The organism is Vibrio sp. Vb1127, from assembly GCF_033338735.1.
GTDB classification, from domain to species: Bacteria; Pseudomonadota; Gammaproteobacteria; order Enterobacterales; family Vibrionaceae; genus Vibrio; species Vibrio alginolyticus.
Genome location: NZ_JAWOTF010000007.1, coordinates 143,610 through 168,963 on the forward strand (window position 1 = coordinate 143,610; position 25,354 = coordinate 168,963).

At 46.3% G+C, this 25,354-nt stretch carries 24 protein-coding genes; 19 read left to right on the forward strand and 5 right to left on the reverse strand.

Annotated features, from left to right (window positions below; all coding sequences use genetic code 11):
- Positions 1-57: 57 nt before the first annotated feature.
- The 6 genes from cyoA to R7H07_RS12045 all read left to right on the forward strand — a co-directional run bounded on the left by cyoA (position 58) and on the right by R7H07_RS12045 (position 6,537).
- Entirely contained in the window at positions 58-939 is an 882-nt protein-coding gene (gene cyoA / locus R7H07_RS12020) for a ubiquinol oxidase subunit II (protein ID WP_005388604.1), read from the forward strand.
- Between the two features lie 5 nt (positions 940-944).
- Positions 945-2,981, forward strand: coding sequence for a cytochrome o ubiquinol oxidase subunit I (cyoB, locus tag R7H07_RS12025; protein ID WP_033906952.1), 2,037 nt, complete (start codon positions 945-947; stop codon positions 2,979-2,981).
- Positions 2,971-3,573 (forward strand): cytochrome o ubiquinol oxidase subunit III, encoded by a 603-nt coding sequence (gene cyoC / locus R7H07_RS12030; RefSeq protein ID WP_065275371.1) that lies wholly within the window; start codon positions 2,971-2,973, stop codon positions 3,571-3,573. The genes cyoB and cyoC overlap by 11 nt, the downstream gene beginning before the upstream one ends.
- Positions 3,573-3,884: a cytochrome o ubiquinol oxidase subunit IV gene (gene cyoD, locus R7H07_RS12035; RefSeq protein WP_033906954.1), complete on the forward strand. Its 312-nt coding sequence runs from the start codon at positions 3,573-3,575 to the stop codon at positions 3,882-3,884. Before cyoC ends, cyoD begins: the two co-directional genes overlap by 1 nt.
- Entirely contained in the window at positions 3,845-4,759 is a 915-nt protein-coding gene (gene cyoE, locus R7H07_RS12040) for a heme o synthase (protein WP_033906955.1), read from the forward strand. The genes cyoD and cyoE overlap by 40 nt, the downstream gene beginning before the upstream one ends.
- Positions 4,760-5,430: 671 nt before the next feature.
- Positions 5,431-6,537 carry an NADH:flavin oxidoreductase gene (locus tag R7H07_RS12045; RefSeq protein ID WP_170897001.1) on the forward strand — a complete coding sequence of 369 codons (1,107 nt, stop codon included), beginning with the start codon at positions 5,431-5,433 and terminating at the stop codon, positions 6,535-6,537.
- An 80-nt stretch (positions 6,538-6,617) separates the two neighbouring features.
- Here the strand turns inward: R7H07_RS12045 and R7H07_RS12050 are convergent, their stop codons facing one another.
- Positions 6,618-7,508 (reverse strand): LysR family transcriptional regulator, encoded by an 891-nt coding sequence (locus tag R7H07_RS12050; RefSeq protein WP_005375788.1) that lies wholly within the window; start codon positions 7,506-7,508, stop codon positions 6,618-6,620.
- A gap of 155 nt (positions 7,509-7,663) precedes the next feature.
- On the opposite strand from R7H07_RS12050, the gene R7H07_RS12055 reads away from it, so the two are divergent.
- The 7 genes from R7H07_RS12055 (at position 7,664) to R7H07_RS12085 (ending at position 15,452) form a co-directional block, all read left to right on the forward strand.
- Positions 7,664-8,062 carry a RidA family protein gene (locus R7H07_RS12055; RefSeq protein ID WP_005375789.1) on the forward strand — a complete coding sequence of 133 codons (399 nt, stop codon included), beginning with the start codon at positions 7,664-7,666 and terminating at the stop codon, positions 8,060-8,062.
- A 73-nt stretch (positions 8,063-8,135) separates the two neighbouring features.
- A complete protein-coding gene (locus tag R7H07_RS12060) occupies positions 8,136-9,596 on the forward strand; it encodes an aldehyde dehydrogenase family protein (RefSeq protein WP_033906957.1) in 1,461 nt (486 codons plus the stop codon).
- A 69-nt stretch (positions 9,597-9,665) separates the two neighbouring features.
- Positions 9,666-10,655: a membrane dipeptidase gene (locus R7H07_RS12065; RefSeq protein ID WP_006742451.1), complete on the forward strand. Its 990-nt coding sequence runs from the start codon at positions 9,666-9,668 to the stop codon at positions 10,653-10,655.
- Between the two features lie 109 nt (positions 10,656-10,764).
- Positions 10,765-12,366, forward strand: coding sequence for a BCCT family transporter (locus R7H07_RS12070; RefSeq protein WP_005390956.1), 1,602 nt, complete (start codon positions 10,765-10,767; stop codon positions 12,364-12,366).
- 101 nt (positions 12,367-12,467) lie between these two features.
- A complete protein-coding gene (locus R7H07_RS12075; RefSeq protein ID WP_042521075.1) occupies positions 12,468-14,204 on the forward strand; it encodes a hypothetical protein in 1,737 nt (578 codons plus the stop codon).
- Positions 14,201-14,932, forward strand: a complete 732-nt coding sequence (locus R7H07_RS12080; protein WP_042521073.1) for a DUF3726 domain-containing protein — start codon at positions 14,201-14,203, stop codon at positions 14,930-14,932. The genes R7H07_RS12075 and R7H07_RS12080 overlap by 4 nt, the downstream gene beginning before the upstream one ends.
- A 142-nt stretch (positions 14,933-15,074) precedes the next feature.
- Positions 15,075-15,452 (forward strand): nuclear transport factor 2 family protein, encoded by a 378-nt coding sequence (locus tag R7H07_RS12085; protein ID WP_065275629.1) that lies wholly within the window; start codon positions 15,075-15,077, stop codon positions 15,450-15,452.
- Positions 15,453-15,534: 82 nt separating this feature from the next.
- Here the strand turns inward: R7H07_RS12085 and R7H07_RS12090 are convergent, their stop codons facing one another.
- Complete coding sequence (locus R7H07_RS12090) at positions 15,535-16,530, reverse strand: ABC transporter substrate-binding protein (RefSeq protein WP_005375798.1); 996 nt, start codon at positions 16,528-16,530, stop codon at positions 15,535-15,537.
- Positions 16,531-16,671: 141 nt separating this feature from the next.
- On the reverse strand, positions 16,672-18,906 hold the full coding sequence (locus tag R7H07_RS12095) for a hypothetical protein (protein WP_206958917.1): 2,235 nt from the start codon (positions 18,904-18,906) through the stop codon (positions 16,672-16,674).
- 425 nt (positions 18,907-19,331) lie between these two features.
- Between R7H07_RS12095 and artP the strand changes: the two genes are divergently transcribed.
- The 5 genes from artP (at position 19,332) to R7H07_RS12120 (ending at position 22,959) form a co-directional block, all read left to right on the forward strand.
- Positions 19,332-20,060 (forward strand): arginine ABC transporter ATP-binding protein ArtP, encoded by a 729-nt coding sequence (gene artP / locus R7H07_RS12100; protein ID WP_114139536.1) that lies wholly within the window; start codon positions 19,332-19,334, stop codon positions 20,058-20,060.
- 88 nt (positions 20,061-20,148) lie between these two features.
- Positions 20,149-20,892: an arginine ABC transporter substrate-binding protein gene (locus tag R7H07_RS12105; protein WP_005388572.1), complete on the forward strand. Its 744-nt coding sequence runs from the start codon at positions 20,149-20,151 to the stop codon at positions 20,890-20,892.
- 1 nt (position 20,893) lies between these two features.
- Positions 20,894-21,583, forward strand: coding sequence for an arginine ABC transporter permease ArtQ (gene artQ, locus R7H07_RS12110; protein WP_005388570.1), 690 nt, complete (start codon positions 20,894-20,896; stop codon positions 21,581-21,583).
- A complete protein-coding gene (gene artM, locus R7H07_RS12115) occupies positions 21,580-22,248 on the forward strand; it encodes an arginine ABC transporter permease ArtM (protein ID WP_206958915.1) in 669 nt (222 codons plus the stop codon). Before artQ ends, artM begins: the two co-directional genes overlap by 4 nt.
- A gap of 138 nt (positions 22,249-22,386) precedes the next feature.
- The gene (locus R7H07_RS12120; protein WP_171345436.1) at positions 22,387-22,959 is read left to right on the forward strand and encodes a protocatechuate 3,4-dioxygenase; all 573 of its coding nucleotides are present in this window, start codon (positions 22,387-22,389) and stop codon (positions 22,957-22,959) included.
- Positions 22,960-22,968: 9 nt separating this feature from the next.
- Here R7H07_RS12120 and R7H07_RS12125 read toward each other — a convergent pair whose 3' ends face one another.
- Positions 22,969-23,799: a LysR family transcriptional regulator gene (locus R7H07_RS12125; RefSeq protein WP_206958914.1), complete on the reverse strand. Its 831-nt coding sequence runs from the start codon at positions 23,797-23,799 to the stop codon at positions 22,969-22,971.
- A 118-nt stretch (positions 23,800-23,917) separates the two neighbouring features.
- On the opposite strand from R7H07_RS12125, the gene R7H07_RS12130 reads away from it, so the two are divergent.
- Positions 23,918-24,565 carry a glutathione S-transferase family protein gene (locus R7H07_RS12130; protein WP_017821210.1) on the forward strand — a complete coding sequence of 216 codons (648 nt, stop codon included), beginning with the start codon at positions 23,918-23,920 and terminating at the stop codon, positions 24,563-24,565.
- An 84-nt stretch (positions 24,566-24,649) separates the two neighbouring features.
- Here the strand turns inward: R7H07_RS12130 and R7H07_RS12135 are convergent, their stop codons facing one another.
- Positions 24,650-25,321: a type 1 glutamine amidotransferase domain-containing protein gene (locus R7H07_RS12135; protein WP_017821211.1), complete on the reverse strand. Its 672-nt coding sequence runs from the start codon at positions 25,319-25,321 to the stop codon at positions 24,650-24,652.
- Positions 25,322-25,354: the final 33 nt, after the last annotated feature.

Genomic DNA, 25,354 nt, shown 5'->3' on the forward strand with positions numbered 1-25,354 from the left:
CTTTTATTTACTTTGATTGGCATCTGCTTTGAAACCAGACAACCATCGAGAAAGTTAATGGAAGCCTCAAGATATAAACGCATCTTGTCGAGGGGAAGTTTGGCGTCCGTCATACTTATGCTCTCAGGATGTAATTCAGCTTTACTTGACCCCAAAGGTGCCATTGGTGTGCAAGAAAAAGAGTTAATTATTACTGCTCTTTTGCTGATGTTGATCGTTGTAATCCCTGTGATTTTAATGACGATTTACTTCGCTTACCGATACCGCGCCTCTAACACTGAAGAAGAGTACGCACCCGAGTGGTCACACTCGACCAAAATCGAAGTGGTGGTATGGACAATTCCAATCATCATCATTGCGATTCTTGCGACGATCACATGGCGTTCGACTCATGAACTAGAGCCATCCAAACCTTTGGAAAGTGATGTTAAACCAATGACCATCGAAGTGGTGTCACTCGATTGGAAATGGTTGTTCATTTATCCAGAAGAAAACATTGCGACGGTGAACTATGTGGCGTTCCCGAAAGACGTGCCAGTGCAGTTCAAACTGACTTCGGACAACATCATGAACGCTTTTTTCATCCCTCGCTTAGGTACACAGATCTACGCGATGCCAGGCATGGTAACCAAGCTCAACCTGATAGCGAACCACGAAGGTGACTACAAGGGTTTTGCATCGAATTACAGCGGCGAAGGCTTTTCGCAAATGAAGTTCACAGCTTCAGCAATGTCTGATCGTGCTGCGTTCCTAAATTGGGTGCAGAAAGTGAAGGCGAGCCCTGATCGTATTGAAGATTGGGAGCAATACAGCTCACTGGCAGCGCCAAGTATCGCAGAGCCAGTCACTTTGTTCTCTAGCGTTCCTCCGTTCTTGTTCACCGACGTTGTGACTCAGCATCCTGGTTCAATGAACTGTTTGCCTGAAAACCAAGGATAATCGTAATGTTTGGAAGATTAACTCTTGATTCAGTTCCATTCCACGAACCTATTATCGTCATCACCCTAGCGGTTGTGGCGCTGGTTGGTTTAGCCGTAGTTTACGCGGTGACCAAAGCCGGAAAGTGGCAATATTTGTGGAATGAATGGTTTACTTCAGTAGACCATAAAAAACTTGGCTTCATGTACATCGCAGTAGCGATGGTGATGCTTGTTCGTGGTTTTGCTGACGCAGTCATGATGCGTAGTCAGCAACTCCTTTCTTCTGCGGGTGAAGCAGGTTACTTACCACCGCATCACTACGATCAAATTTTTACTGCCCATGGCGTGATCATGATCTTCTTCGTAGCGATGCCATTGGTCATTGGTCTGATGAACATCATCGTGCCACTGCAGATTGGTGCGCGTGACGTAGCTTTCCCGTATCTGAATAACTTGAGCTTCTGGCTGTTTGTTGTAGGTGTCATCCTAACAAACATGTCTCTCGGCTTAGGTGAATTTGGTCGTACCGGCTGGTTGGCGTATCCGCCGCTTTCAGGTATTGAGGCTAGCCCAGGAGTCGGGGTCGACTATTGGATTTGGGCGCTGCAGATATCAGGTGTTGGTACGACGTTAACAGGCGTGAACTTCTTCGCGACCATTTTGCGTATGCGTACACCGTCTATGCCAATGATGAAGATGCCAGTTTTCACTTGGGCGTCTCTGTGTGCAAACATTTTGATCATCATTTCATTCCCAATCCTAACGGTGACTATCGCTCTGCTTACGCTGGATAGATACCTAGGCATGCACTTCTTTACCAATGATCTTGGCGGCAACGTAATGATGTACGTCAACCTGATTTGGGCTTGGGGTCACCCAGAAGTGTACATCTTGATTTTGCCAATTTTTGGTGTGTTCTCAGAAGTCACCGCAACCTTCTCACGTAAAAAGTTGTTCGGTTACACATCGCTAGTTTGGGCTACCGTAGTTATCACGATTCTTGCCTTTGTCGTTTGGCTACACCACTTCTTTACGATGGGGTCTGGCGCGAACGTAAATGCCTTCTTCGGTATTGCCACGATGATCATTTCTATCCCAACTGGGGTGAAGATCTTCAACTGGCTATTCACGATGTACAAAGGCCGCATCCGCTTTACGACGCCAATGATGTGGACGGTGGGCTTCCTTATCACCTTTACTGTTGGTGGTATGACGGGCGTACTAATGGCTGTTCCGGGCGCAGATTTCGTTCTGCATAACTCAGTATTCCTTATCGCTCACTTCCACAACGTTATCATCGGTGGTGTGGTGTTTGGATGTTTCGCTGCGATCACTTACTGGTTCCCGAAAGCGACCGGTTTCACCATGAATGAAACTTGGGGCAAACGCGCGTTCTATCTTTGGATTATTGGTTTCTTAATGGCGTTCTTACCGCTTTACGCGCTGGGCTTCATGGGGATGACTCGTCGTTTAAGCCAAGACATCAACCCAGAATACTTCCCACTGTTGTCGATTGCTGCAGCAGGTACGGTTGTGATTGCGCTGGGCGTATTGTCTCAGTTCATCCAAATTTACGTGAGTATCCGTGACCGCGAGCAAAACCGTGATCTAACTGGTGACCCGTGGGGTGGTCGTACTCTTGAGTGGGCAACATCGTCTCCACCGCCGTTCTACAACTTTGCGCACCTACCAAAAGGTGATGTGCTGGATGCCTTCTGGTACCAGAAACAAAGTGGCGAGTTCGATCCAAATAAAGAAGTGGAATACGAACGTATTCATATGCCAAAAAACACGGCAACAGGCATCTACGTGTCGGCTTGGTCGCTCCTATTTGGCTTCGGCATGATTTGGTACATCTGGTGGCTAGCGGCGGCAAGTTTGGTCGGTATTATCGTGACGTGTATTCAGCATAGCTATAACGATGATGTGGATTACTACGTGGAAGTTGAAGAGATCAAAGCAATTGAGGCCGAACGTCGAGCTCAGCTTGAAGAAGCGAAGAAAAACTCAGTGAAAGACAGCGAAAGTAAAGATGATCTGGAGGTGACGTATGCAAACTAATATCGCAGCACATCACGACCATGATCACCACCATGACACGAATGGCAACAAGCTATTTGGCTTCTGGGTTTACCTGATGAGTGACTGTGTACTGTTTGCGACCTTGTTCGCGACATACGCTGTGTTGTCGAGCAATTCAATTGCGGGCCCAACAGGTAAAGACATTTTCGAACTCCCATTTGTGTTTGTCGAAACCATGCTACTGCTGTTTAGCAGTATCACATTTGGTTTTGGCATTATCGCGATGAAGCGCAACAACGTTGCTGGTCTCAAACGTTGGATGTTAGTCACGTTCGCGCTTGGTCTTGGCTTTATCTGTATGGAGGTCTATGAGTTCCATCACCTGATTGAAGAAGGCTATGGGCCACAAACAAGTGCATTCCTATCGGCATTCTTTACGTTGGTTGGTACGCACGGCCTGCACGTAACCTTTGGTCTGATTTGGTTAGCGGTAACGTATCATCAACTGTCGACGAAAGGTCTGAACGACAATATGTCAATGCGCTTTAACTGCTTAAGCCTATTCTGGCACTTTCTAGATATCGTTTGGATTTGTGTCTTTACCATCGTTTACTTACTGGGGGTAATGTAATGGATCAACATGTAGAAACCAGTTCGTCAGATTACGTGAAAGGCTTTATTGCCTCACTGATTCTGACGGTAATTCCGTTCTACTTTGTTTGGACGAAATCATTACCAGATACAACGGCCTATGCGATTCTATTTGGATGTGCATTAGTGCAGATATTTGTTCACTTTAAATACTTCTTGCACATGGAAACAAAAACATCCGACGGACGTTGGAACCTTGTATCACTGATGTTTACCGCCATTGTTGTACTTATCCTTATCGCTGGCTCGGTATGGATCATCTACAACATGAACGTCAACATGAAGTTGTAGGCCAAGGTATGCTGAAAAGTTATTTGTCTATCACTAAACCGGGCATTATTTTCGGCAACCTGATTTCTGTTGCGGCGGGGTTCTTCCTCGCCGCAAAAACAGAACCAGCCAGTCTAATGTTGTTCGTTACGACGTTAGTTGGTGTTGGGTTAGTCATCGCTTCAGGTTGTGTGGTGAATAATATTTTCGATCGTGATATCGACCAAAAGATGGCACGTACACGAAATCGTGAAACAGTGAAAGGCAACATCAATATCGATATTGCGTTTGTTTATGCACTTGCATTATTGCTGGTAGGAACCGCACTGTTATTTATCCGAGTAAACCCACTATCCGCTGTCGTCGTGTTGCTTGGCTACGTGTATTACGTGTTCTTTTACACGATGTGGTACAAACGTAACTCGGTGTATGGAACCTTAGTGGGAAGTATCTCAGGCGCAGTTCCGCCATTGGTGGGTTACTTGGCGGTAACAAACTTCATTAGCTTGGAAGCGATTTTACTCTTTACCATGTTCTGTCTCTGGCAAATGCCGCACTCGTATGCCATTGCCATGTTCCGCATGCAAGACTACCGAGAAGCCGGGATTCCCGTATTGCCAGTTAAAGAAGGCATTCATAAAGCGCATCGACACATGAAAGCGTATGTCGTGGCTTTTGGAGCAGCATCATTGGGGTTATTTTTACTAGGTGAAGCCGGGTATGAATACTTAGCAGTTGCAGCGGTTGTTTGCTTTATGTGGACGAAAGTGACCTTTCGCAGCATTGATGACAACAACTACATCGCTTGGTCAAAGTCGGTGTTTAAAGTCTCACTGCTAGTGGTGATGGGGATCAGTGGTGTGCTTGGCGTCGAGTTGATTCCTCTAGCTCTGTAATAACCAAACCTAAGCGTTTGCTACGCGCTAATATCTTTTGCTGCTGAATGCATGAATGACCTTACCTAGAAGTAAGGTCATTTCACTTTCTATTGTCCTTTATTTTCACTGTTTTTCCTGTTCCTCCTCTAGCTTCACTATCACGTATTCATATCTAAAAGCAAAAACAACCAGTGTGTAAAACATAGTGGGTCGCGTGTTTCCGCTGACGCGTAATAATGCCAAGAGATAGCGACGATTAAGCCAAAAAGTATAAACAGCGCAATAACTCTATTTGCCATATGAGAATTCAATATCGATAGTTTGTAATGTAAACATTTGGGGTAGTGCTAGTTCCGATAGCAGCATACAAACTAACAATGTGAATGTTTGAGTTGAATCACCAGCTAGCGAAATACAAAAGCTTTACGACTGAAAGTGGGTGACGAAGCATCTTAACTCCAGTGAAATGAACACGATTAAGAATCATCCATTTACATAATCTAAAAACTCACTAAACCTTAACCCAGATTAAAGTTTTGTCGTCTCCGAGGCATTAAGGTGCGCCTGTAGTTTGCAGGTCTCAAGGATTCAGAGAAGGAACAGCCATACATCGTGTATCGCTGTTCCTTTTTCGTTCTTGTTTACTTGCGAAAAGATAAAACATAAAGACAACTTTAAGAGGACTGGTTTTGAGCATTTTGTTTTCCGAAGCCCGCATTGGCAACATGACCCTAAAGAACCGTTTTGTGCGAAGCGCAACGTGGGAGAACATGGCGACCGAAGATGGTCACATGACGGCAAAGCTTTACGATATTTACGAAACGCTTGCGAAAGGGGAAGTTGGGCTTATTGTCACGGGTTATGCCAATATCGTTGAAGAAGAGAAACCCAACGCAGGTATGATGGGGATCTACAACGACTCTTTTATTGAAGAATACAAAAAGCTAACAGAGCTAGTACATCAACTAGATTCTAAAATCGTGATGCAAATTGCTTACGGTGGCACCAAAACCACCCATAACGTCGGTGAGCGTGTCATCTTCGCTCCGAGTGACGTGCCTGAGCGTGGTACAAATACGCAAGGCAAAGCGATGACAAAGGACGAAATAGACTACATCGTAAAGGCATTCGCATTGGCGAGTAAACGTGCTCAAGACGCTGGTTTTGACGGCGTAGAGATTCATGCGGCGCACACTTATTTAATTAACCAGTTTTTAAGCCCGTACTATAATCGTCGAGAAGACGAATATGGCGGTGACTTAGAAAATCGCATGCGCTTTCTTTTAGAAATTTATTCTGAAACCAGAAAGCTGGTTGGAAGCGAATTTCCCATCCTCGTTAAACTGACGGCAACAGAGTTCTTTGACGGCGGTTTAACGTTCGATGAAACTCGCGTCGTCAGTAAGAAACTTGAAGAAGTAGGCGTTGATGCGATCATCGTATCTGGCAATATTCACGGCAAAGCAAACGAACTTGTTGGTCAAACGTTCGATGGTTACACACTACAAGAAGAAGGTTACTTTCACGAATATGGTCACGTGATCAGTCAGGACGTTAGCATACCGGTGATTACTGTCGGCGGGCTGAGCGACATTGATGCGATTGAGAAAATTGCAGAAAACACAGGTATCCAATTTTTTGCTGTGTCACGCCCTTTATTGGCTGAGCCACAGTTGATCAAACGTTGGAAAGAAGGCAATCGCGCACCAGTAGATTGTGAACGTTGCTCAAAGTGTCGTACCAAGCGTGGTAACTTTTGCGTGGTGTATAAGAACCGAAATCGTCGCAAAAAATAGAACGAAGCGAATACACAAATACAAATTAGCCTCCACTCTGAATATGGAGGCTTTTAATTATCCGCATGTTAATCGAACCATTATTTATCTTCTTTTTGATAGTTTAAATAATGCACACAAAGATCGTGAAATGCTTTAGCTTGAGGCGAGATCGTGCGATCGGTTAACGTAAATATACCAATTTGCCTTTCAAGTGGTGGATCGATAAGCGGGATCCAAACCAAGCGTGTTTCATTGGTTGGGAAAGCAAGCTTCGGTAGGGTCGTGACACCAATCCCAAGTTCTAAGACAGAAAACAGCGAAGTAATATTTTCGACCGAATAGAGCGCTTGCTGACTCAGAGCTCTTGCTGGGGTTGGATCGAGAAGTGTACAAGTGCCGTTACGGATAAAGGGTTGTTCCAACAAAGTTTGCCACTCGATTCCTTCTGGATGACTTGCAATAGGGTTGTCCTTTAAACACACCACGCCTATTGGATCGGCTAACAGCGGCGTAAAGTCAATGCCGCCCTCATCGAGGTGAGAGGGGTTACCGAGCGCCAAGTCGACTTCACCGGAGAGTAAGCGAGCCTCGACGCCCGCCGCGTTATCATCGATCAAGCTTACTTCTACATTTGGATACTGCTCGCAAAAGGCACCCAATACGCTAGGGATGAGTTTCGCTGCAACAGAAGGAACGCTCGCAATTCGCACTCTCCCTTGCTGTCCGGCCGCGGCAGCTTTGAGATCGTTGTCCAGCGCACTGTAGATATTGAGAAACTGAACCACTTTGGGCAGACAAATTTCACCAAACGGGGTCAATTTGGTTTTGTTTCCGGGTTCAAACAGCGTTTGCCCTAGAATTTTTTCAAGCTCTTTTATCGATGTTGACAGTGCCGCCTGAGAACGATTTGCACGATGTGAAGCGGCTCGAAAGCCTCCTTCCTCGACTACCATCACAAAATGCATTAATTGTTGAAGCTTAATACTCATCCCTAATGCCTCTTAATCCCTTTATTTACGTTATTTTAAATAGAGTGATAAGTTTAATTTATCAAATGTCAAAAATTTACCGTTAGATTTATCGCCTGTCAATGTGCATCATTTAACCATATTGAAACAAAGCTGTTACAAAGGTTGAAAGGCACGTGAATACTCCTACTAAAAAACACCCAGTTAAAACCAGTCTATTTGCTTCTAAAGCGCCGCTTGAATGGGCGATAGTCAACAACGGAACTCTGTATACGGCTCAAATTCCTATTGATGACACAGGCGCGGTTGTGGAAGGCGGTATCGAAGCACAAACACGTCAAACCTTTAACAATCTCATTCACACCCTGGAGTGTGCCGGGGAGTCTTTGGACTCGGTGTTGCAGGTCCTGATTTATGTGACTGACAGAGAATACTTAAAGACCGTTAACCAAGTGTACGCGGAATATTTTGAAGCGCCGTACCCAAATCGCGCCGCCATGGTGGTTGCAGGGTTAGCACGAGAAGAGATGTTGGTGGAGTTTGTCGTCTACGCGTCGGCAAGCCAACCAGAATAAATCCAATAAGAACAATTAGAGATCAGTGAGTGGGTGGCTTGCCATCACAAATCGGAAGAACAAGGAAAGAACCATGACTTTTATTAACAATGTTCAAGCAGAAAAATCCCTCTATATAGCGGGTGAGTGGCAATCGGGCATGGACACCATCGCCAATATTAACCCTTCTGATATCAGCGAAAACATTGGCGATTTCTCACAAGCGAGTGTGTCGCAAGTAGAGCAAGCGATTCAAGCGGCTAAATCAGCGCAGCCAGAGTGGGAAAAAACACCAATCGAGCGCAAACAAGCAGTGCTGCAAGCGATTGGTGATGAGCTCATTGCACGATGTGACGAATTGGGAACCTTGCTTTCGCGTGAAGAAGGTAAGCCATTTGCTGAAGGTCGAGGTGAGATTTACCGTGCTGGCCAATTCTTCCAATACTTTGCTGCTGAGGTTCTGCGTCAAATTGGCGATAACGCTGCTTCCGTCCGTCCAGGTGTCTCCGTTGAAGTTACTCGTGAAGCCGTCGGCGTTATCGCCATTATCTCTCCTTGGAACTTTCCAACAGCAACAGCTGCTTGGAAAATCGCGCCAGCACTTGCGTTTGGCAACAGCGTCGTCTGGAAGCCTGCCAACCTAACCCCAGCAAGTGCCGTCGCGCTGACAGAGATTATCCATCGCCAAGGTTTACCTGCTGGCACGTTTAACCTCGTTTTGGGTAGCGGTTCGCAAGTAGGTAATACCCTTATCAATTCGAAGGATGTGAACGGCGTGAGCTTCACTGGTTCTGTGGACACAGGCCGTAAAGTTGCAGCGGCTACGGCACCAAACTTTGTACGTTGTCAGCTAGAGATGGGCAGCAAAAACGCGCTCGTAGTGGCAGATGATGCAGACATTCAAATTGCTGTCGAAGCGACAATCGCAGGCTCATTCTCGGGTGCAGGTCAAAAATGTACCGCGTCTTCTCGTCTTGTGGTTATGGACGGAATTCACGACGCGTATGTTGAAGCGCTAATCAAACGCATGAGCGAACTTAAAGTGGGTCACGCACTGGAAGAGGGCGTGTTCATGGGCCCTGTGGTTGATGGTAACCAGCTGAATGCGAACTTTGAGTGGATCGAAAACGCACGCCAAGCAGGCGCGGAGTTGGCTTTCGGTGGTGAGCGTCTGAGCCTAGAGCATGACGGTTACTACATGTCACCAACCCTGTTCTTGAACACACAAAACAGCTGGGAAGTGAACCAAGAAGAAGTCTTTGCACCAATGGCAAACGTGATTCGCGTTTCTGATCTGGATGAGGCAATTGCAGTCGCGAACGATACGCGCTTTGGCCTGACAGGCGGCATTATCACGCAAAGCTTGCGTAATAGCGCGATCTTCAAACAGCAAGTCCAAACGGGCTGCGTCATGGTTAACTTGCCAACTGCGGGTACAGATTATCACGTTCCATTTGGTGGCCGTAAAGAATCTAGCTTTGGTCCTCGTGAGCAAGGTCAGTACGCCAAAGAGTTCTACACCGTAGTGAAAACCGCTTATCAGCGTCCTTACTAAGATCGGCAGGGTAACTGATGGTGTCAGTTGCCCGCACGAAAAGGCTAAGAAATTGTTTAAGGAGTGGTTATGTACCAACAACGGATTGTGATTGACGGATTGCAGTACTGCAATTGGGATCGAGAGTATTTCCAAACGCTTAAGGCGAGTGGCATTACCGCCGTTCATGCCACCATCGTCTACCACGAAACTGCGCGCGAAACCTTAACGCGTTTTGCTGAGTGGAACTTGCGCTTCGAGCAAAATGCGGACCTCATCATGCCTATTTATTCAATGGCAGATGTAGAAAAAGCCAAAGCAGAAGGCAAAGTCGGCATCTTCTTCGGCGCGCAAAATTGCTCACCTATCGATGATGAAATTGGTCTGATTGAAGTGATGCGCCGCCAAGGTCTGCTGATCATGCAACTGACCTACAACAACCAAAGCTTACTGGCGACAGGTTGTTACGAACAAAACGATTCCGGCGTAACTCGCTTTGGTAAGCAAGCGATTGAAGAGATGAACCGAGTCGGGATGATCATTGATATGTCCCACAGCGCGGAGCGTTCGACGTTGGAAGCTATCGAGCTCTCTTCGCGTCCAATTTGTATCAGCCATGCTAACCCGACATTTGCGCATGACGCACTGCGCAACAAGTCCAACACCGTGATCAAAGCACTGACGGAGCGCGGTGGTTTGATTGGATTCAGTTTATATCCATTCCATTTGCCAAATGGCAGCCAGTGCACTCTGGATGATTTCTGCCAGATGGTAGCGAAAACCGCAGACATGTTTGGCGTCGACCATTTAGGCATCGGTAGTGATCTGTGCTTAAACCAGCCGCAACAAGTGTTGGAGTGGATGCGCAACGGTCGTTGGTCAAAAGCGATGGATTACGGCGAAGGTTCGGCAAGTAACTCGGGATGGCCAGATGCGCTGCCATGGTTCTGCGGCAGTGCAGGGATGGAGAACATCTACAACGGATTAATGCGTCACGGATTCAGTGAATCTGAGGCAGGAAAAATATTGGGTGAAAACTGGTTTAACTTCCTCAAAGAAGGATTAGAGCCTATTTCATAGTACACCCAAAATTAGGAACCGCCTGCCTACATAACAACAATACGGCAGGCGTAAAACTCACATTTGTAGCCAGTCTTTGGCAGCTGCAAAGAACCTCTGGAGCCAGAGTATGTCTGATTTAACCAATAGCATGAAAGCTTCCACGATGAGCGTGTCATCGGGCAAGTCAAAAGCAACACACAACACATCAACAACAGAAAACACGACGGACAAATTAGGACTGAATAACCCGGCCTTTTGGTATAGCGGTGGTTTTATCGCGTTGTTCGTTGCTATTGCACTTTATGACGGCGAGTTGTTATCTACGATCGTTAACGCCGGCTTTGGCTGGGCAGTTCAGGTGTTTGGTCCTTACTGGCAGTTACTGCTGCTTCTCACTTTTCTTATTGGTCTTGGCTTGGCTGCAGGGCGAACAGGCAAGGTGATGTTGGGCGGGATTGCAAAACCAGAAATGGATTCTTTCCGCTGGATGGCGATTATTTTCTGTACCTTATTGGCTGGTGGTGGTGTTTTTTGGGCCGCGGCTGAGCCTATCGCGCATTACGTTAGCCCACCCCCTTTGTACGGCGCGCAAGATAACCCGCAGCAAGGTGCGGTGAATGCGTTGTCGCAATCCTTTATGCACTGGGGCTTTCTGGCTTGGGCGATTGTAGGTAGCTTAACTTCCATCGTGGTGATGCACCTGCATTACGACAAAGGTTTACCACTAAAACCCCGTATTTTGCTTTACCCAGTCTTGGGCGAACGAGCACTTAAAGGCCAACTCGGTGCATTGATTGACGCGTGCTGCATTATCGCGGTAGCCGCGGGCACCATCGGGCCAATTGGGTTTTTAGGCTTGCAGGTTAGCTACGCGTTAAATGCGCTGTTTGATATTCCTGATGGCTTTACCACTCAGCTTATCATCATCTTGTTTGCGATTGCTCTTTACACCTTGTCAGCACTCAGTGGATTAAGCCGAGGCATGCAACTGCTTAGTCGTTACAACGTGATTCTGGCAATGGCATTGATGGTTTACATCCTGTTTTTTGGCCCTACGAATTTTATCTTTAACGGATACATTCAAGGTGTAGGGAGCATGCTGGATAACTTTATCCCAATGGCGACCTACCGTGGTGATGAAGGTTGGCTAAGCTGGTGGACAGTATTTTTCTGGGGCTGGTTCCTGGGTTATGGTCCGATGATGGCAATTTTTATTGCGCGTATTTCCCGTGGTCGAACTATCCGCCAAGTCATTTCCACCATCAGTATTGTGGCTCCGTTAACCACCTGTTTTTGGTTCACGATTGTGGGCGGCTCTGGCCTAGCGTTTGAAATTGCTGAACCGGGCAGTGTGAGTGCGGCGTTCGAAGGCTTTAACCTGCCAGGTGCTTTGCTTGCGGTGACTCAGCAACTACCAATGCCAATGCTGACTTCAATTCTATTTCTGATTTTAACCACGATCTTCATCGTCACGACGGGCGACTCAATGACCTACACAATCAGTGTCGTGATCAGTGGTGAAACGGAGCCGAATGCGATCATCCGTACCTTCTGGGGAGTAATGATGGGTGTGACGGCATTGATCCTAATTTCCCTTGGCTCTGGCGGCATCTCTGCTCTGCAATCTTTCATTGTGATTACCGCGGTTCCGGTTTCGTTGATTCTGTTACCGTCACTTTGGAATGCGCCACAAATTGCAATCAAAATGGCGAAAGAGCAAGGGCTATAACAATTATCCAATTCAAACAACGTGGAGCTTGTGCGGGTGTTTTCCTCCTGCGTCCGCACAAACCCTAGTATTCTTACAATAACAAATAGGTGGTGAGCAAAATGGATGCACATCGTTCTACTTATACGGAAGCAACTATGCGCGATGCAGCGATTGTCATGGCAGCCGAAAGGCTTGGCGCAATGCACCAAAACCGAATCAGCTTTGTTCGCAGTCTGATTCGTAATATGGCAAGCCAAAACTGGCAAGTAACCAAGCATGAGTGGCAGCTTTGTCCTCGTGGTTATGGTCATGTGATTTACAAATTGACCACGCCAGAGCACGTTTATCATTTGGTGGTATTCTGTGATGAAATTGCCGACGACGAGCGTAATGATCGCGTAATTGCTGAAAAGTGGGACGTCACATTTGCACTGGTTCAAGGCGATGTTGATGTTACTTTGTTGGAAAGATTGCGAGAAAATGTACCGCTGCAAGAAGCGGGACGTAATCCAAACAACGTACTTGTTCTTGCTCGCGCAAATAAAAGTGTGCGCGTGTTTGAGCACATTGTTAGCGCGCTTTCTCAAGGCGAGCAGCCTGAGCCGAAAGAATTAGCGGAAGTGGGTTATATCCTGCGTACCACAGCTGTTTATGGTAACGGAAAGTTTGGTATCGCCGATTTCAAACTGTTAGAGAACAACTCAGATTTCAGCCAGTCTTTTAGTGCGCAAATGTGTGCCGTATATATGTTGCGTGAATTCAGCCTAGATTGGGTGCACTATCTGGCACTTCAACAAGGTGGCGACAACGCGGTGGCTTTGCATCGTGGCTTGCAGCGCTACCTTGGTGTCGGTAATGCTACTGGCTTAGGCATGGCTCCATACTTGATTAATCACCCGTGTATTGTTGACCAATGGATGACTTCTCGCGAACGTGCGGTAGCGCGAGTCTTTGCGATGCCGTGTGAAGCGTCGTTCCATGCTCCTTTGCAAGGATTGCTGCAAAAAGCACAGCGTCATTTAGAGCAAGTCATCACCATTAATGAACATCAAGACAGGCTCAATCATCAAGCGATAGCAGACATCAAACAACTGCTATCGGAGCTAACAACGTTAATGGCATTACATCCGAACTGGGCGAGTTTGGTCGAGCATAAGAAAACAATGAGTGTGGAAGCCCAAGAAATCCTCACCTCTTGCTTGATCGAACTCTACCCATCTTTAGTGGATGAATTTGCTAGCCAAATGAATACGGATGAAACGTTATCTATTCCGGGCGGGAAAAAGATCCAAGATTTACTGGAAGTGTTGCAAAGCAAGTACCGCTGGGCGATTGATGCGGATTACTCACTGGCCGAGAACAATTATTGGTTCTGGTATCGCTCACAAGACAAAGAAGAGCCAAGGCTTGGTGTTCGCGGGGAAGAGGCTGGAGAAGAAAAAGAACTGCCGCTTGATATCGGCAGACAAGTGAATCGCTTGTACCAGGCCTTGCTTGACTGTGATGTAGAAATGTCCGTAGCAGAGTTTCTATTGCAAAAACCGGCTTATCGTTCGATCACACGTCGCGTATGGACGTTAGGCAACCGTGCGATGGGGGATATTCAAATGAATGTGCTGCGTAAAGATGCGTTACCAATGCACTTACTGCGCTGTAAATTGGCGATCTTTGGTGCGACTAAGTTTGATCCGCGCTCGGATCGTTGGGTTCGAGTAACTTTCTTCCAAGGTGCGCCGTTGTTAGATGAAATTCACGACCCTAAACTGGCAGACACATGGATTTTCCCTAGCATGCCGCCGCGTGACGAAATTGCGCAAAGTGACAATCAAAAAATCAACGGAGGATTTGCATTATGATCGTCTCTCACAACGAATTGGTGGCCGCGGTTAATAAGGCATTTCTTGGCATGCGCCGTCACTGTGGTGAGGCGGATGTCATTGCGAACATGGTGGCGGACTTGCAAATGGTTGGCTTACATGGAGTTCGTCATTTTAATAACGCCAGTCTATTTCTTGGGTTAGATTCAGACTGCGCCGTATCGGTGACCAACATTACGCCGTCAAGCATAGAGGTAGAACTGCATAACGGGAGTGTAGCGTGTCATTTACCCGCTGTGTTGGATTTCGCGCTTGAGAAAATGATTAACCGTAAGTCGATTACCATTACGTTGAAGCAGTGTCATAACCGTTGGTTGGGTTTCAGTGAGTTGTTGAAGCTCTCTGCGAAAGGCATCGCGTGTCGCGCACAATGGGTCAATGGCTCTAGTCCCAAGCGAACGCTTTATGTGTTAAACCGCGGACGAATCGCGCCAGAAGTCTTTTTCTCGGATCAGTTTGATGGGCATGATACGGATTTGCATAGTATGGTTATCGAACTCTCTGTGAACGATTTCGATATCGAGAAAAGCGCACAGGGATACACCATTCACATTGAAGGCGATGAGTTAAGCAACACGCAACAAGCCTCTTGGCAAAATGGTATTTTTGTCGAAGACCAAGAATGGGAAACACTGAAACAAACCGCAACCGCGTTGCTGGTGGAGAACAGTGAGCGTTCTATGCTCGGTGCTGGCGGTGTGGTTTAAGCGATGAAAGGCGATGATTCCAAGTAGAAGTGATGAAGGCTGCTCTTTAGCGGCCTTTTTTGTGCGCGAAGTTTGGTCACTTCTGAAGTTCAAAGACTATGATTACCGTTATCCGCAAGATGGAGCAACACAGGTAAGAAAAATGGATCTGCAAGAGAATAAAAGAAATGCCATTGCGTTTTACGAAACCTCCTATCGAGGTAATCCAAGAAAAGCGGTTGAAGACTATGTTGGCGATGAGTACATCCAGCACAATCCATTAGTTGGAAATGGCCCCGAGGCTTTTATCGAGTATTTTGAGCGGATGCAAAATGAGTATCCCAATAAAGACATTACGTTTGTGCGAGCCATTGCTGAAGGGAACTTGGTGGCACTACACACTCACCAAACATGGCCTAATGATATTGAATACGTGACGATGGATTTCTTTCGTTTTGATCATAATGGGAAGATTGTTGAACATTGGGACGCTCTGCAAGAGATTCCTAAAGAAACATTGAATGGTCACACCATGTATTAACGAGTCGTTGACGAGTCTCCCATGCCGTTTATTCAAACGGTATGGGAGGTTAAATGATTTGTGGCACTTTAAGTATTAATCATCAAAGCGCTTTTTCGATTCTCACCGCGACGTCTTCAGATACCCAGCCTTTCCACAAGTCAGGGTAGGTATTAAAGAAGTAAAACATCGCTTCTTCACCGTCCGCGTAGTTATCTTCCATCCAGGCCAGCATTTCACTCATTTGCTCGTTGGTAAATCCGCGTTTCTGCAAGTACGCGAATGCTTGGGGTTCTTTGCTCGCAAACGCCTCAGTTGTTACTGTGCGAACTGGAGAAGGTGGGTACATTGTTACTTTTGGTGAAGCGCAATCAGGCTGAGTGGTACAGTTGCGATACTCTTCTAAATCTGTTCCGCTACCAAAATCCACTTTGACCATATCATACTTGCCCAATACGGGGGTCGGTGACCAGTAGTAACCAAACCAAGGCATTTTGCGATCATAGGCTTTGGCGATGGTGCCAGCTAATGCTGCGCCAGATCCTGGGTCAACCATCTCAAAGCCGTGCTCACTTAACCCTAATGCATTAAACAAGTGACCGGAGGTGATTTGGCATGTCCAACCAGCAGGGCAGCTATAGAACGCGAACTTGTCATCATCTTCTGGGTGTTCAAATAGTTTGGCGTGCTTGATGACGCCTTCTATCGTCGCGAGTTCTGGATACTGTTTTACCAGATAGGCGGGAACCCAAAACCCTTCTTCACCACCATTGACAAGCGATTCACTAGCGATGCGCAAGCGTTTATCCGCAATCCCTTTATCAAGTGCTTCTTTAATACCGTTTGTCCATAACTCTGGCGCAACGTCAGGCTGTCCCTTTTCAATCATAGAGGTGCCTGTAGGAACGCTATCACCAGGGATCAATTCCGCATCGCACTGGTAGCCTTCATTTAAGACAAATTGGTCGATGTGCGCCATTAAGCTGGCCGAATTCCAATTCATGTCTGCGATGGTTATTTTTCCGCATTCGTCCGCATTTGCATGAGTAGATAATGCTGATAGCAGCAGAACAGAGAGCATTGAAGGTGTCGTTTTCATGTGACTGAATTTCCTTGTCGTTGTCATTTACTTCAGTATATACATCGGTTTATAAAGATTCAGTGAACAAGTTTTTTTCAGTGACGTTAAGCATAAAAACGGTGATTTATGAAGCGTTTGGTGAGGCGTGTTGAAAGGGAGTTAATACAGCAAGAACACTCCTTCGTAGCCGCCAATCTCAATATGAGAAACATAGTCGCCGATGTTACCGTCTTGATCTACAGGTTGCATAGGCTCTGGAAGCACGATTGTCATCTTCGGTGAGGTGAAATAATCGATATTCTTGCCAAAGAAATCAGTTCGATACAGAACTCGGCCTTTGGTGAATTCGCGGGCTAACACCATCTCTGTAGGGCCATGCATCACTACCGTATCGTCTGAGTGATACGCAAAGTACGTATGGGTTGGTAACAAATCGATAGCGCCATTAGGCAAGTCAGGATGAGCCACTTTGCTCATAGAAGCATCTCCAATCACTGTGTAATCGGCGGAATAGGGCGTGCTGGTGGACATCATTAGCGGAGTCGCCTGATACCCATCTGGGATTTGATTGGTTGGCATACCTAAATCAACGGCAAGCAAGGTGCTAGGTTGATAAGCAATATTCTTTGGTACGCCTGCCTTCCAGAAGTTGTCACTTGTTGTGTTATTACTTCCATATAAGTAGCCATTGTTCCACTGATTAAAGTAAATGCGCTCAGGGTGATAGTTTAAGTAGAACACCGCTAGTGCAGAGTATTGGTCCTGTTTCCAATTGTTTTCTGTGTTACCAAAGTATTGAACGCGACCATAACGCGTGGTCGCTTGATAAATCACTTTCTGGCCAGCTTTGGCGAGTGCAGAGTTATCCCAAAATTTAGCCAAGCCAGCATAGCCACTAAAGCCGGTAGCAGGGAAAAGGTAGTGCTCGCGCAAGTACAAGGAGCCAGCGTAAACCAAGTGGTTTTGCCCATTACGACCGAATAAGTTTGCCGTACCTATGTTGAGGCCAATTAACGCATCTTCATCCAGCGTTGCCAGTTTATTCAAGAACGCCGAGAATTGCGCTTTGTAAGCATCGTCAGCAGCTTGGCTACCCGCCACCAAACCAAGTTCATCCACTGTGCCTCCGGAATATATGTAGAACTGATTTGCACCGAGTAACTTATTCGTATCGTCGTTGTACGCACCATTTAAACCTTGTTTCGCCCATTCAGCTTGGTAATAGTGGCGCATTGTATTGGTAAAAACGGGATTACCGAGATTGGTCAATGCCCAAGAAGAGGTTTGATTCCACATACGACCAAATGGAATAACCCGTGACTCCCAACGAAATCGGGCCGTTGCATTCTTATTCGAACGGTTTTTGTATTCATTCCAAGAAAGATAATTGTCTTGGTTTCGATCTGCAGATTTGTCGAAGCCACGAATTTTACGCCAGCGTTGAATGGTTTGACCTTCCGGTGTCTCCGTTGGTGCTCCTGAGATATTGACGGCAGGGAAGCTATTTTTGAGTTGAATGTTTTCGAGACGTGGGCGGTTTTCTATGTTGCCGTCATGCCAAGTAATTTTCGCAAAGTAAAGGCGGCCGCCGTCGCGTAAAAAGGTGGAGCCAAAGTACTGACCGCCACCATAAGTTTTTCCGCTACCATCATGCGTTGTAGCGCGAACCCAATCCGAAGGAACAGACCAGTTTACTGTTTGGTTTTTAGTCATGTTCTCAGTTTTGTCTTTTTTAATCGCGAAGCGTTTCCATTCTGTTACCCGACCAAACGAGTCGATAGCAGAAGGGTATTCAATCGTGAAGCTGCCGCCTTGAGCAAACTGAGAGAACGTAAAGGCTAAGCGGTCGAACCTCTCTGAGTGATAGACATAGAGGGCTCCACCATTATTCGCCTGGCCAAATACATCAGCATCCCATGGCGGTGGTTGATATAGCCAAAAGCCGGCGTGGTCAGCGCTGGCGGTATAGCCAACGATCATCGGTTTTCGATTGAGTAAGGTATTTTCACCATGGCTTGAGTCGACTTCAGCTAGGATAGTGTCTTCAGAAAAGTGGAGAAAGAAATCTTCGTAGTCAATTCCATTCAGTTCTGCTTGGTTACGTATATCGTTTTCCAGCCAACCTGAGTTAAGTTCCAGCTTTTGGTTGTACATGTAACCAAGTGCTTGTACACGCTCATTATGACTTTTACTTTCGTAAGCACCGAATAAGATATCAGCATAATCCAGTTCCCATTCACGTGTAGCCGCAGCAGAGATAGGCTTATCTTGAAGATCAATACCCTGTTCATGCAATCCAGGTAACACGATTGCTGTTCTACTCCAAACGTTGGGTATAGAAAGTAAGCTCAGAGAAGCAAGTGCAATGAGAGAAAAACAATGCGACTTCAACATGGAGTTATCTCACTCATACTTAGATGACTCAAATTAAGGGCCAGAATACAAAGAGAAATTATAGTCCATTCACAAAGTCCTAATCAGGAACCCGCCGATAGAAGGCTTTACCGGAAACCGAGGGGGGAAGCCCGGCAAAAATGAGAAGGTCTGCGTCGGGTGTAGTACGTTCAAAGACTCAAAATTCCGTCTACACAAGCACAAAAGTAACCAGAATTTTAACCTTGTTTCGATTGCCATCATATTGTTGGATTTTCATCAACAATTTCAGTTAAAACCAACTGATTAAACCAGTCATATTCTCTGTTGTATTGATTGCTCATCATACAAAAATTTAACAAAATTAATTTTTATACATTTTTATTGCATAAAAAATCCTTTTGAGTAATATAAATGCCAAGTGACAATTAATGCGGTATGTCAGCATGACTATTCAGGTAAGCGGAATCAATAAATCCTACGGTGAGACACAAGTGCTTCACGATGTCAGCTTTAAGTGTGAAAGCGGCGAAACACTGGTGTTACTCGGTCCGAGTGGTGCAGGGAAGAGCTCTCTGCTACGTGTTCTTAACCTTCTTGAAGGAGCGGATAACGGCCAGTTAAACATCGCTAATGACGCATTCGACTTTTCAACTGAAATCAAAGAGAAGCAAGGTTTAGCGCTTCGTCGTAAAGTGGGCATGGTGTTCCAGCAGTACAACTTATGGCCGCACATGACAGTAATGGAGAACTTGATTGAGGCTCCGGTAAAAGTCGCTGGCATGGATAAAGAAGAAGCGAAGAAGCAGGCAATGCAAATTCTTGCGACGCTGCATTTGGCAGACAAAGCGGATGCATGGCCGATGCAACTTTCTGGTGGTCAGCAACAACGTGTGGCGATTGCTCGTGCATTGATGATGAAACCGGAAGTCTTGCTTTTTGATGAACCGACCGCTGCGCTTGATCCGGAAATTACTAACCAAGTCGTTAAGATTATTAAAAATTTAAGCGAAACCGGAATTACACAAGTAGTTGTGACGCACGAAGTGGATTTCGCCAAGAAAATCGCTAGTCACGTACTGTATTTAGAAAAAGGACACATCGTCGAGCACGGCACAAATGATTCGTTTTCTAACCCGCAAACCGCCCAGTTTGCTGACTACTTAAATCACTAAATTACGTTTTTAAAATTCGGTCTATTTAACAGATAAGCTCGGCTGTCATTGCGAGTGTCAGCCCACTAAGTACACACGGAGTATTGCAATGAAAAAGATTCTACTAGCTTCACTAATCGGCCTTTCTTCTGCAACTATGGCGGCAAACGCAGCAGCACAAGAAGAGATCAAATTCGCGATGGAAGCGACGTACGCACCGTTCGAATACATGGATGAAAACAACCAAATCCAAGGTTTTGATGTGGATCTGGCGAATGCACTATGTAAAGAAATCGAAGCAAAATGCACCTTCCACAACCAATCTTTTGACAGCCTGATCCCAGCATTAAAATTCAAGCGCTACGATGCGGCAATCTCTGCAATGGACATTACTGAGGCGCGTTTGGAGCAAGTGAATTTCACGAATGCATACTATGACAACTCAGCAGCGTTTGTTTCTATCAAAGAAAAAGTGGCTGATCAAAAAGCACTAGAAGGTAAGCGTGTTGGTGTTCAAAACGGTTCAACACACCAAAGCTACCTGATTGAGCAAATGCCGGGCGTAACCGCGGTTCCTTACTCAAGCTACCAAGACGCGTTCATCGATATGAAAAATGGCCGTATTGATTCTGTATTCGGTGACACAGCAGTCGTAGCAGAATGGTTCAAGAAAGAAGACAACCTAGCTTACGTGGGTGAGCACGTCACTAACCCTAAATACTTCGGTAACGGTTTCGGTATCGCAGTGAATAAAGGTAACGACGAGCTAGTGAACAAGCTGAACACAGCACTGAAAACAGTGAAAGCAAACGGCGAATACGACGTAATCTACAACAAATACTTCGGTAAGTAATATGGCACTAACGGGTTACTCTTTATCGCTTGTTCAAGCTAGTTGGATGACTGTCCAGCTAGCCTTCACAAGCCTCTTAGTCGGTTTGATTCTGGCAGTGGTATTCGCCAGTGGTGAAATGTCTCGCCGCGTTTTCGTTAAATGGCCAATGACGGCGTTTGTGACGATTGTACGTGGCTTGCCAGAAATCCTTGTCGTGTTGTTCATCTATTTTGGTTCGACGCAGGTACTGTTTTTAATCACCGGCGACTTTATTGAAGTTAGCCCGTTCTTGTCTGGCGTGGTGGCGTTGTCATTGATCTTCGCTTCCTACGCTTCTCAAACTCTACGTGGCGCATTAAAAGCCGTTGGAAGAGGGCAGAGAGAAGCAGCAAGTGCACTCGGCATCAGTCAAGCACACGCTTTCGTTCGCATTGTTTTACCACAAGCAGTAAGACACGCACTACCAGGTTTAACTAACCAATGGTTGGTTCTGCTGAAAGACACCGCGCTTGTATCACTGATTGGCGTAACGGATTTGTTGAAGCAAGCGCAGCTAACATCTGCAGCGACGCATGAAGCGTTTACATGGTACGCGACCGCTGCGGCGATTTACTTAGGCATTACTTTGATTACGCAACGTGCCGTCAAACTGATTGATAAGAAGTTCTCAATTCAAGGTATGAGTATGGGACAGGAGGCGACCGCATGAACGAACAACACGTTTGGCAAATGCTGGATGGCTTAGGCACTAGCCTTCAATTGACCGCCGCTTCTTTGGTTGTGGGCTGTCTCTTAGCTCTGATGATGACGCTGACTCTGATCCTACGTACTCCGGGTTTGCATTGGTTAAGTCGTGGCATCATCACCTTGTTTACTGGTACGCCTTTATTGGTGCAGATCTTCTTGGTGTACTACGGTCCGGGTCAGTTTGATGCTGTAAGAGAAAGTGTATTTTGGACATGGTTAAGCCAACCTTGGTTCTGTGCGATGTTAGCACTAGCACTAAATACCGCTGCATACAGCACTCAGTTGTTCAAAGGAGCGTTTAACGCGATTCCTTCCGGTCAATGGCAAGCGTGTCGTGCGTTAGGCATGAACAAAACCGCAACACTGAAAGTGCTTCTGCCATACGCTATTCGCCGTGCTGTTCCGGCTTACTCGAACGAAGTGATTTTGGTCTTCAAAGGCACGTCACTAGCAAGCACGATTACGATCATGGATCTGATGGGTTACGCGCAGCGCATTAACGCACAAACCTACGATACGTTGACGGTATTTGGTATTGCAGGCGCATTTTATTTAACGGTAAATGGTGTGCTAACTCTCATTTTCCGTCATGTAGAGAAGAAAGCATTGGCGTTCGAAGCCGCATAATCCTTCAATCAACACTCATCATTTAGTTCCACAGTGCCTCTGCGAATGGCTCTCTTGCAGGGGCATTTTTTATATTCGTCATGGCAAATTCCTCAAGTTCCCCCAAACTTAATTCAACGCAATTGTATTGGTGGCACCATGGAAAGAAGACACTTTTTAGCGCTTTGGACATTGTTATTCGCACCCTCATTAAAAGCGAAAACACCAATGCGGCCCACGCCAGCACAAACTGAAGGGCCATTTTATCCAGTAGTGGACATTCCTCTTCGTCAAAACTTGATTCTGCAATCAGAAGGTTTGGTCGGTGAAGCTATCGTGTTGCAAGGTAAAGTCGTAGATACATCGGGAAACCCAGTTTCAGGCATCAAAGTAGAAATCTGGCAATGCGATGGGCAGGGGATTTACGATCACCCTAAGCAGCCAAATAATGATAAGTTTGATACTCACTTTGCAGGTTTTGGCGCGGTAGAAACTCAATCGGATGGTCGCTACTTATTCCAGACTTTGTACCCCGTGCCTTATGCCTCTCGTCCACCGCACATTCACGTTAAGTTGTGGCGGGATAACCAAGAGCTTCTGACCACTCAGTTGTACTTAAAAGGCAATACTGGTGATGAATGGTGGGGTGGCAAAGCCCGAGATTATCTACAGTTTGAAACCATACGAACCGACGGGCGATTAACTGGCCAATTTAACTTTGTGATTGGCTAGCGAATCCGGTTAAGCCATCAACTCAACCAATTGCGCCAAGCATTCTTTGTCCAGTATTGGATGAGGCTCAACACCCGTGACCAGCACTATATCCACGGAAGGCAGTGATGGCATATCGTCTAAGATCTTAAGATCCTCGCTAACGCTAATACTGCCCATCGCACCGATAGCCATGCCTGAACGTACAATTGCTCGTTGTGCAGAAGCCGTATTGCAACATGCCAGTAGTTGATAAGGAGTGCCACGTTTGGTTAATCCGTCTACTGCTGCCGCATGGTATTTACAGTCGGTTTGGAATAGGGCGAGAGGGAGAGGTTGGGCGCTCTCAATGTCAAAATCAGGATGAGCAATCCACACGCCTTTGTCGCTTGCTAGCCAGTAACCTTCCTCACTGTCCGGTGCTCTTGTCACAATAGCGGCGTCTAGCTTTCCTTCATCAAGTTTTTCTCTCAAGGTGATGCTCGGCTCACTAAAGACCTGAATCGAACATGTGGGCTCAGATTGCTGTAATACGCGGATGACTTTAGGCAAGATATTGTCGTTGTAATCTTCTGGGCAACCTAAGCGAAGAGGACGCTTATTTTCATAACGTTTCACTTGTTTCAGTGCTTGATTGTGCAAGCTAACCAATTGCTCTGCGTGAGAGCGTAGTGCTAATCCCGCTTCACTTAAGACAAGATTGCGACCTTCTTTTTCAAACAAACTGACGCTGAGTTCGTCTTCTAGCTTACGCATTTGCGCACTGAACGCGGATTGGGTGCGATTGATCTGCTTGGCTGCACGAGTGAAACTTCCCGTTTCGGCAAAAGCCAGAAAGCTGCGTAACGCATCGATATCCATATCTAAAACTCATCCATCGTTTTTGTTGAAGTGTTCCATCAAAACTATCCGTTAGTCCCCTTAAATACAATCAGATATTGTGAATGGGTACTCAAAACACAAACCGCATGGAGGCGTCATGAAACTGTTTATTGCTAATCAAAACTACTCAAGCTGGTCACTTCGCGCATGGCTGATCTTTTCTCAATTCAAACTAGATGTCGAAGTCACCAAGCTCAAATTATTCACAGAAGACTTTTATAAGACCTTGGAAGGTATTACACCAACCGCGAAAGTACCTACCTTGGTGGATGGTGACGCAACCGTGTGGGATTCATTAGCGATTTTGGAATACGTTAACGAGCAATACTTACAAGGTAAAGCTTGGCCAAGCAACTCCGCAGAACGAGCTAAAGCACGCGCCATTGCATCAGAAATGCATTCGGGTTTCTTTGATTTAAGAAACGAACTCCCAATGAACATCCGCGCACACAGAAAAGTCGACTTAACGAAGGGTGCGCTTAAAGATATTGCTCGTATTGACGCCATTTGGGCAGGGCAAGCAGAACTGCATCCAAACGGTTGGCTATTTGGAGAATGGTCGATAGCGGATGCTATGTATGCACCTGTGGCATTGCGTTTCCAAACTTACGGTATCGAGTTATCCGAAGGTGCCAAAGCTTACCAACAGAAGGTGCTAGCAAGTGAATCTTTACAGCAATGGTTGGAAGAGGCGAACCAAGAAACAGATATCGTAAAAGAGGACGAGGCAGGGGAAGAAGTATAAGCGCATCTTGCGATCGCCTGTAGCAAGGGAAAGCATGACAAAGCACGCTTTCCTCTTCTAGGATGGTTGTAGTTTCCGGCGCGTTTAAGCTAGGTGTTCAACAATCGCTCTGCCTACGCCGTGTGCGCTCGTTGGGTTTTGACCTGTGATGACTCGGTCGTCCACAATCACAAGCTCTTGCCATGGTTGCACTTTAGAGTATCGCGCTGCGCCACGAGCAAGAGACTCTTCCAACAGGAATGGGATGTCGTTGATAGTGCCGAAGTCGATCTCTTCTTCGCGAGTGAAACCTGTCACTGATTTAGACGCAAGTAGCTTCTCGCCATTGCTAAGCGTGATAGGAAGAAGAGCGCCCGGACCATGACAAACTGCTGCCACAATACCGCCATCTTCATAGTGTTTTGCGGAAATCTTGGCAAAATCTTCGTTGCTCGCTAGGTCTGAAAGAAGACCAAAGCCACCCGGATAGAAGATCGCATCATAGTTGTCACCGTTGATTTGTGATACTGGAATCGTGTTGTTGATGCGGTTCTGGAAATCATCATCCGCCAAAATTTTCTCGTTGACTGCGTCGCCTTCGATGTCGGTTCCGTACAGTGGTGCTTGTCCACCTTTGATAGAGGCAATGTCGTAATCGAAGCCTGCACCTAGTAGCTCGCTAAGGGCATGAGTGAGCTCTGGCGCGTAAGTTCCGTTTGCTTGGTCAGTTTCACCAAGAGTCGCATGGTTCGTCACAATGATGAGTACTTTCTTCATGATGGTTTCCTTTTTGGCTTACGTGTATTTGTT

Excerpts from the sequence above, each read along its gene's own strand:
- R7H07_RS12070 (WP_005390956.1), top strand. The coding sequence starts at position 10,765 with ATGTCTGATTTAACCAATAGCATGAAAGCTTCCACGATGAGCGTGTCA.
- R7H07_RS12065 (WP_006742451.1), top strand. The coding sequence starts at position 9,666 with ATGTACCAACAACGGATTGTGATTGACGGATTGCAGTACTGCAATTGG.
- R7H07_RS12080 (WP_042521073.1), top strand. The coding sequence starts at position 14,201 with ATGATCGTCTCTCACAACGAATTGGTGGCCGCGGTTAATAAGGCATTT.
- R7H07_RS12060 (WP_033906957.1), top strand. The coding sequence starts at position 8,136 with ATGACTTTTATTAACAATGTTCAAGCAGAAAAATCCCTCTATATAGCG.
- R7H07_RS12075 (WP_042521075.1), top strand. The coding sequence starts at position 12,468 with ATGGATGCACATCGTTCTACTTATACGGAAGCAACTATGCGCGATGCA.
- R7H07_RS12085 (WP_065275629.1), top strand. The coding sequence starts at position 15,075 with ATGGATCTGCAAGAGAATAAAAGAAATGCCATTGCGTTTTACGAAACC.
- artQ (WP_005388570.1), top strand. The coding sequence starts at position 20,894 with ATGGCACTAACGGGTTACTCTTTATCGCTTGTTCAAGCTAGTTGGATG.
- R7H07_RS12130 (WP_017821210.1), top strand. The coding sequence starts at position 23,918 with ATGAAACTGTTTATTGCTAATCAAAACTACTCAAGCTGGTCACTTCGC.
- R7H07_RS12090 (WP_005375798.1), bottom strand. The coding sequence starts at position 16,530 with ATGAAAACGACACCTTCAATGCTCTCTGTTCTGCTGCTATCAGCATTA.
- cyoE (WP_033906955.1), top strand. The coding sequence starts at position 3,845 with ATGGATCATCTACAACATGAACGTCAACATGAAGTTGTAGGCCAAGGT.
- cyoD (WP_033906954.1), top strand. The coding sequence starts at position 3,573 with ATGGATCAACATGTAGAAACCAGTTCGTCAGATTACGTGAAAGGCTTT.
- cyoB (WP_033906952.1), top strand. The coding sequence starts at position 945 with ATGTTTGGAAGATTAACTCTTGATTCAGTTCCATTCCACGAACCTATT.
- artP (WP_114139536.1), top strand. The coding sequence starts at position 19,332 with ATGACTATTCAGGTAAGCGGAATCAATAAATCCTACGGTGAGACACAA.
- artM (WP_206958915.1), top strand. The coding sequence starts at position 21,580 with ATGAACGAACAACACGTTTGGCAAATGCTGGATGGCTTAGGCACTAGC.
- R7H07_RS12125 (WP_206958914.1), bottom strand. The coding sequence starts at position 23,799 with ATGGATATCGATGCGTTACGCAGCTTTCTGGCTTTTGCCGAAACGGGA.
- cyoA (WP_005388604.1), top strand. The coding sequence starts at position 58 with ATGGAAGCCTCAAGATATAAACGCATCTTGTCGAGGGGAAGTTTGGCG.
- cyoC (WP_065275371.1), top strand. The coding sequence starts at position 2,971 with ATGCAAACTAATATCGCAGCACATCACGACCATGATCACCACCATGAC.
- R7H07_RS12050 (WP_005375788.1), bottom strand. The coding sequence starts at position 7,508 with ATGAGTATTAAGCTTCAACAATTAATGCATTTTGTGATGGTAGTCGAG.
- R7H07_RS12095 (WP_206958917.1), bottom strand. The coding sequence starts at position 18,906 with ATGTTGAAGTCGCATTGTTTTTCTCTCATTGCACTTGCTTCTCTGAGC.
- R7H07_RS12120 (WP_171345436.1), top strand. The coding sequence starts at position 22,387 with ATGGAAAGAAGACACTTTTTAGCGCTTTGGACATTGTTATTCGCACCC.
- R7H07_RS12105 (WP_005388572.1), top strand. The coding sequence starts at position 20,149 with ATGAAAAAGATTCTACTAGCTTCACTAATCGGCCTTTCTTCTGCAACT.
- R7H07_RS12135 (WP_017821211.1), bottom strand. The coding sequence starts at position 25,321 with ATGAAGAAAGTACTCATCATTGTGACGAACCATGCGACTCTTGGTGAA.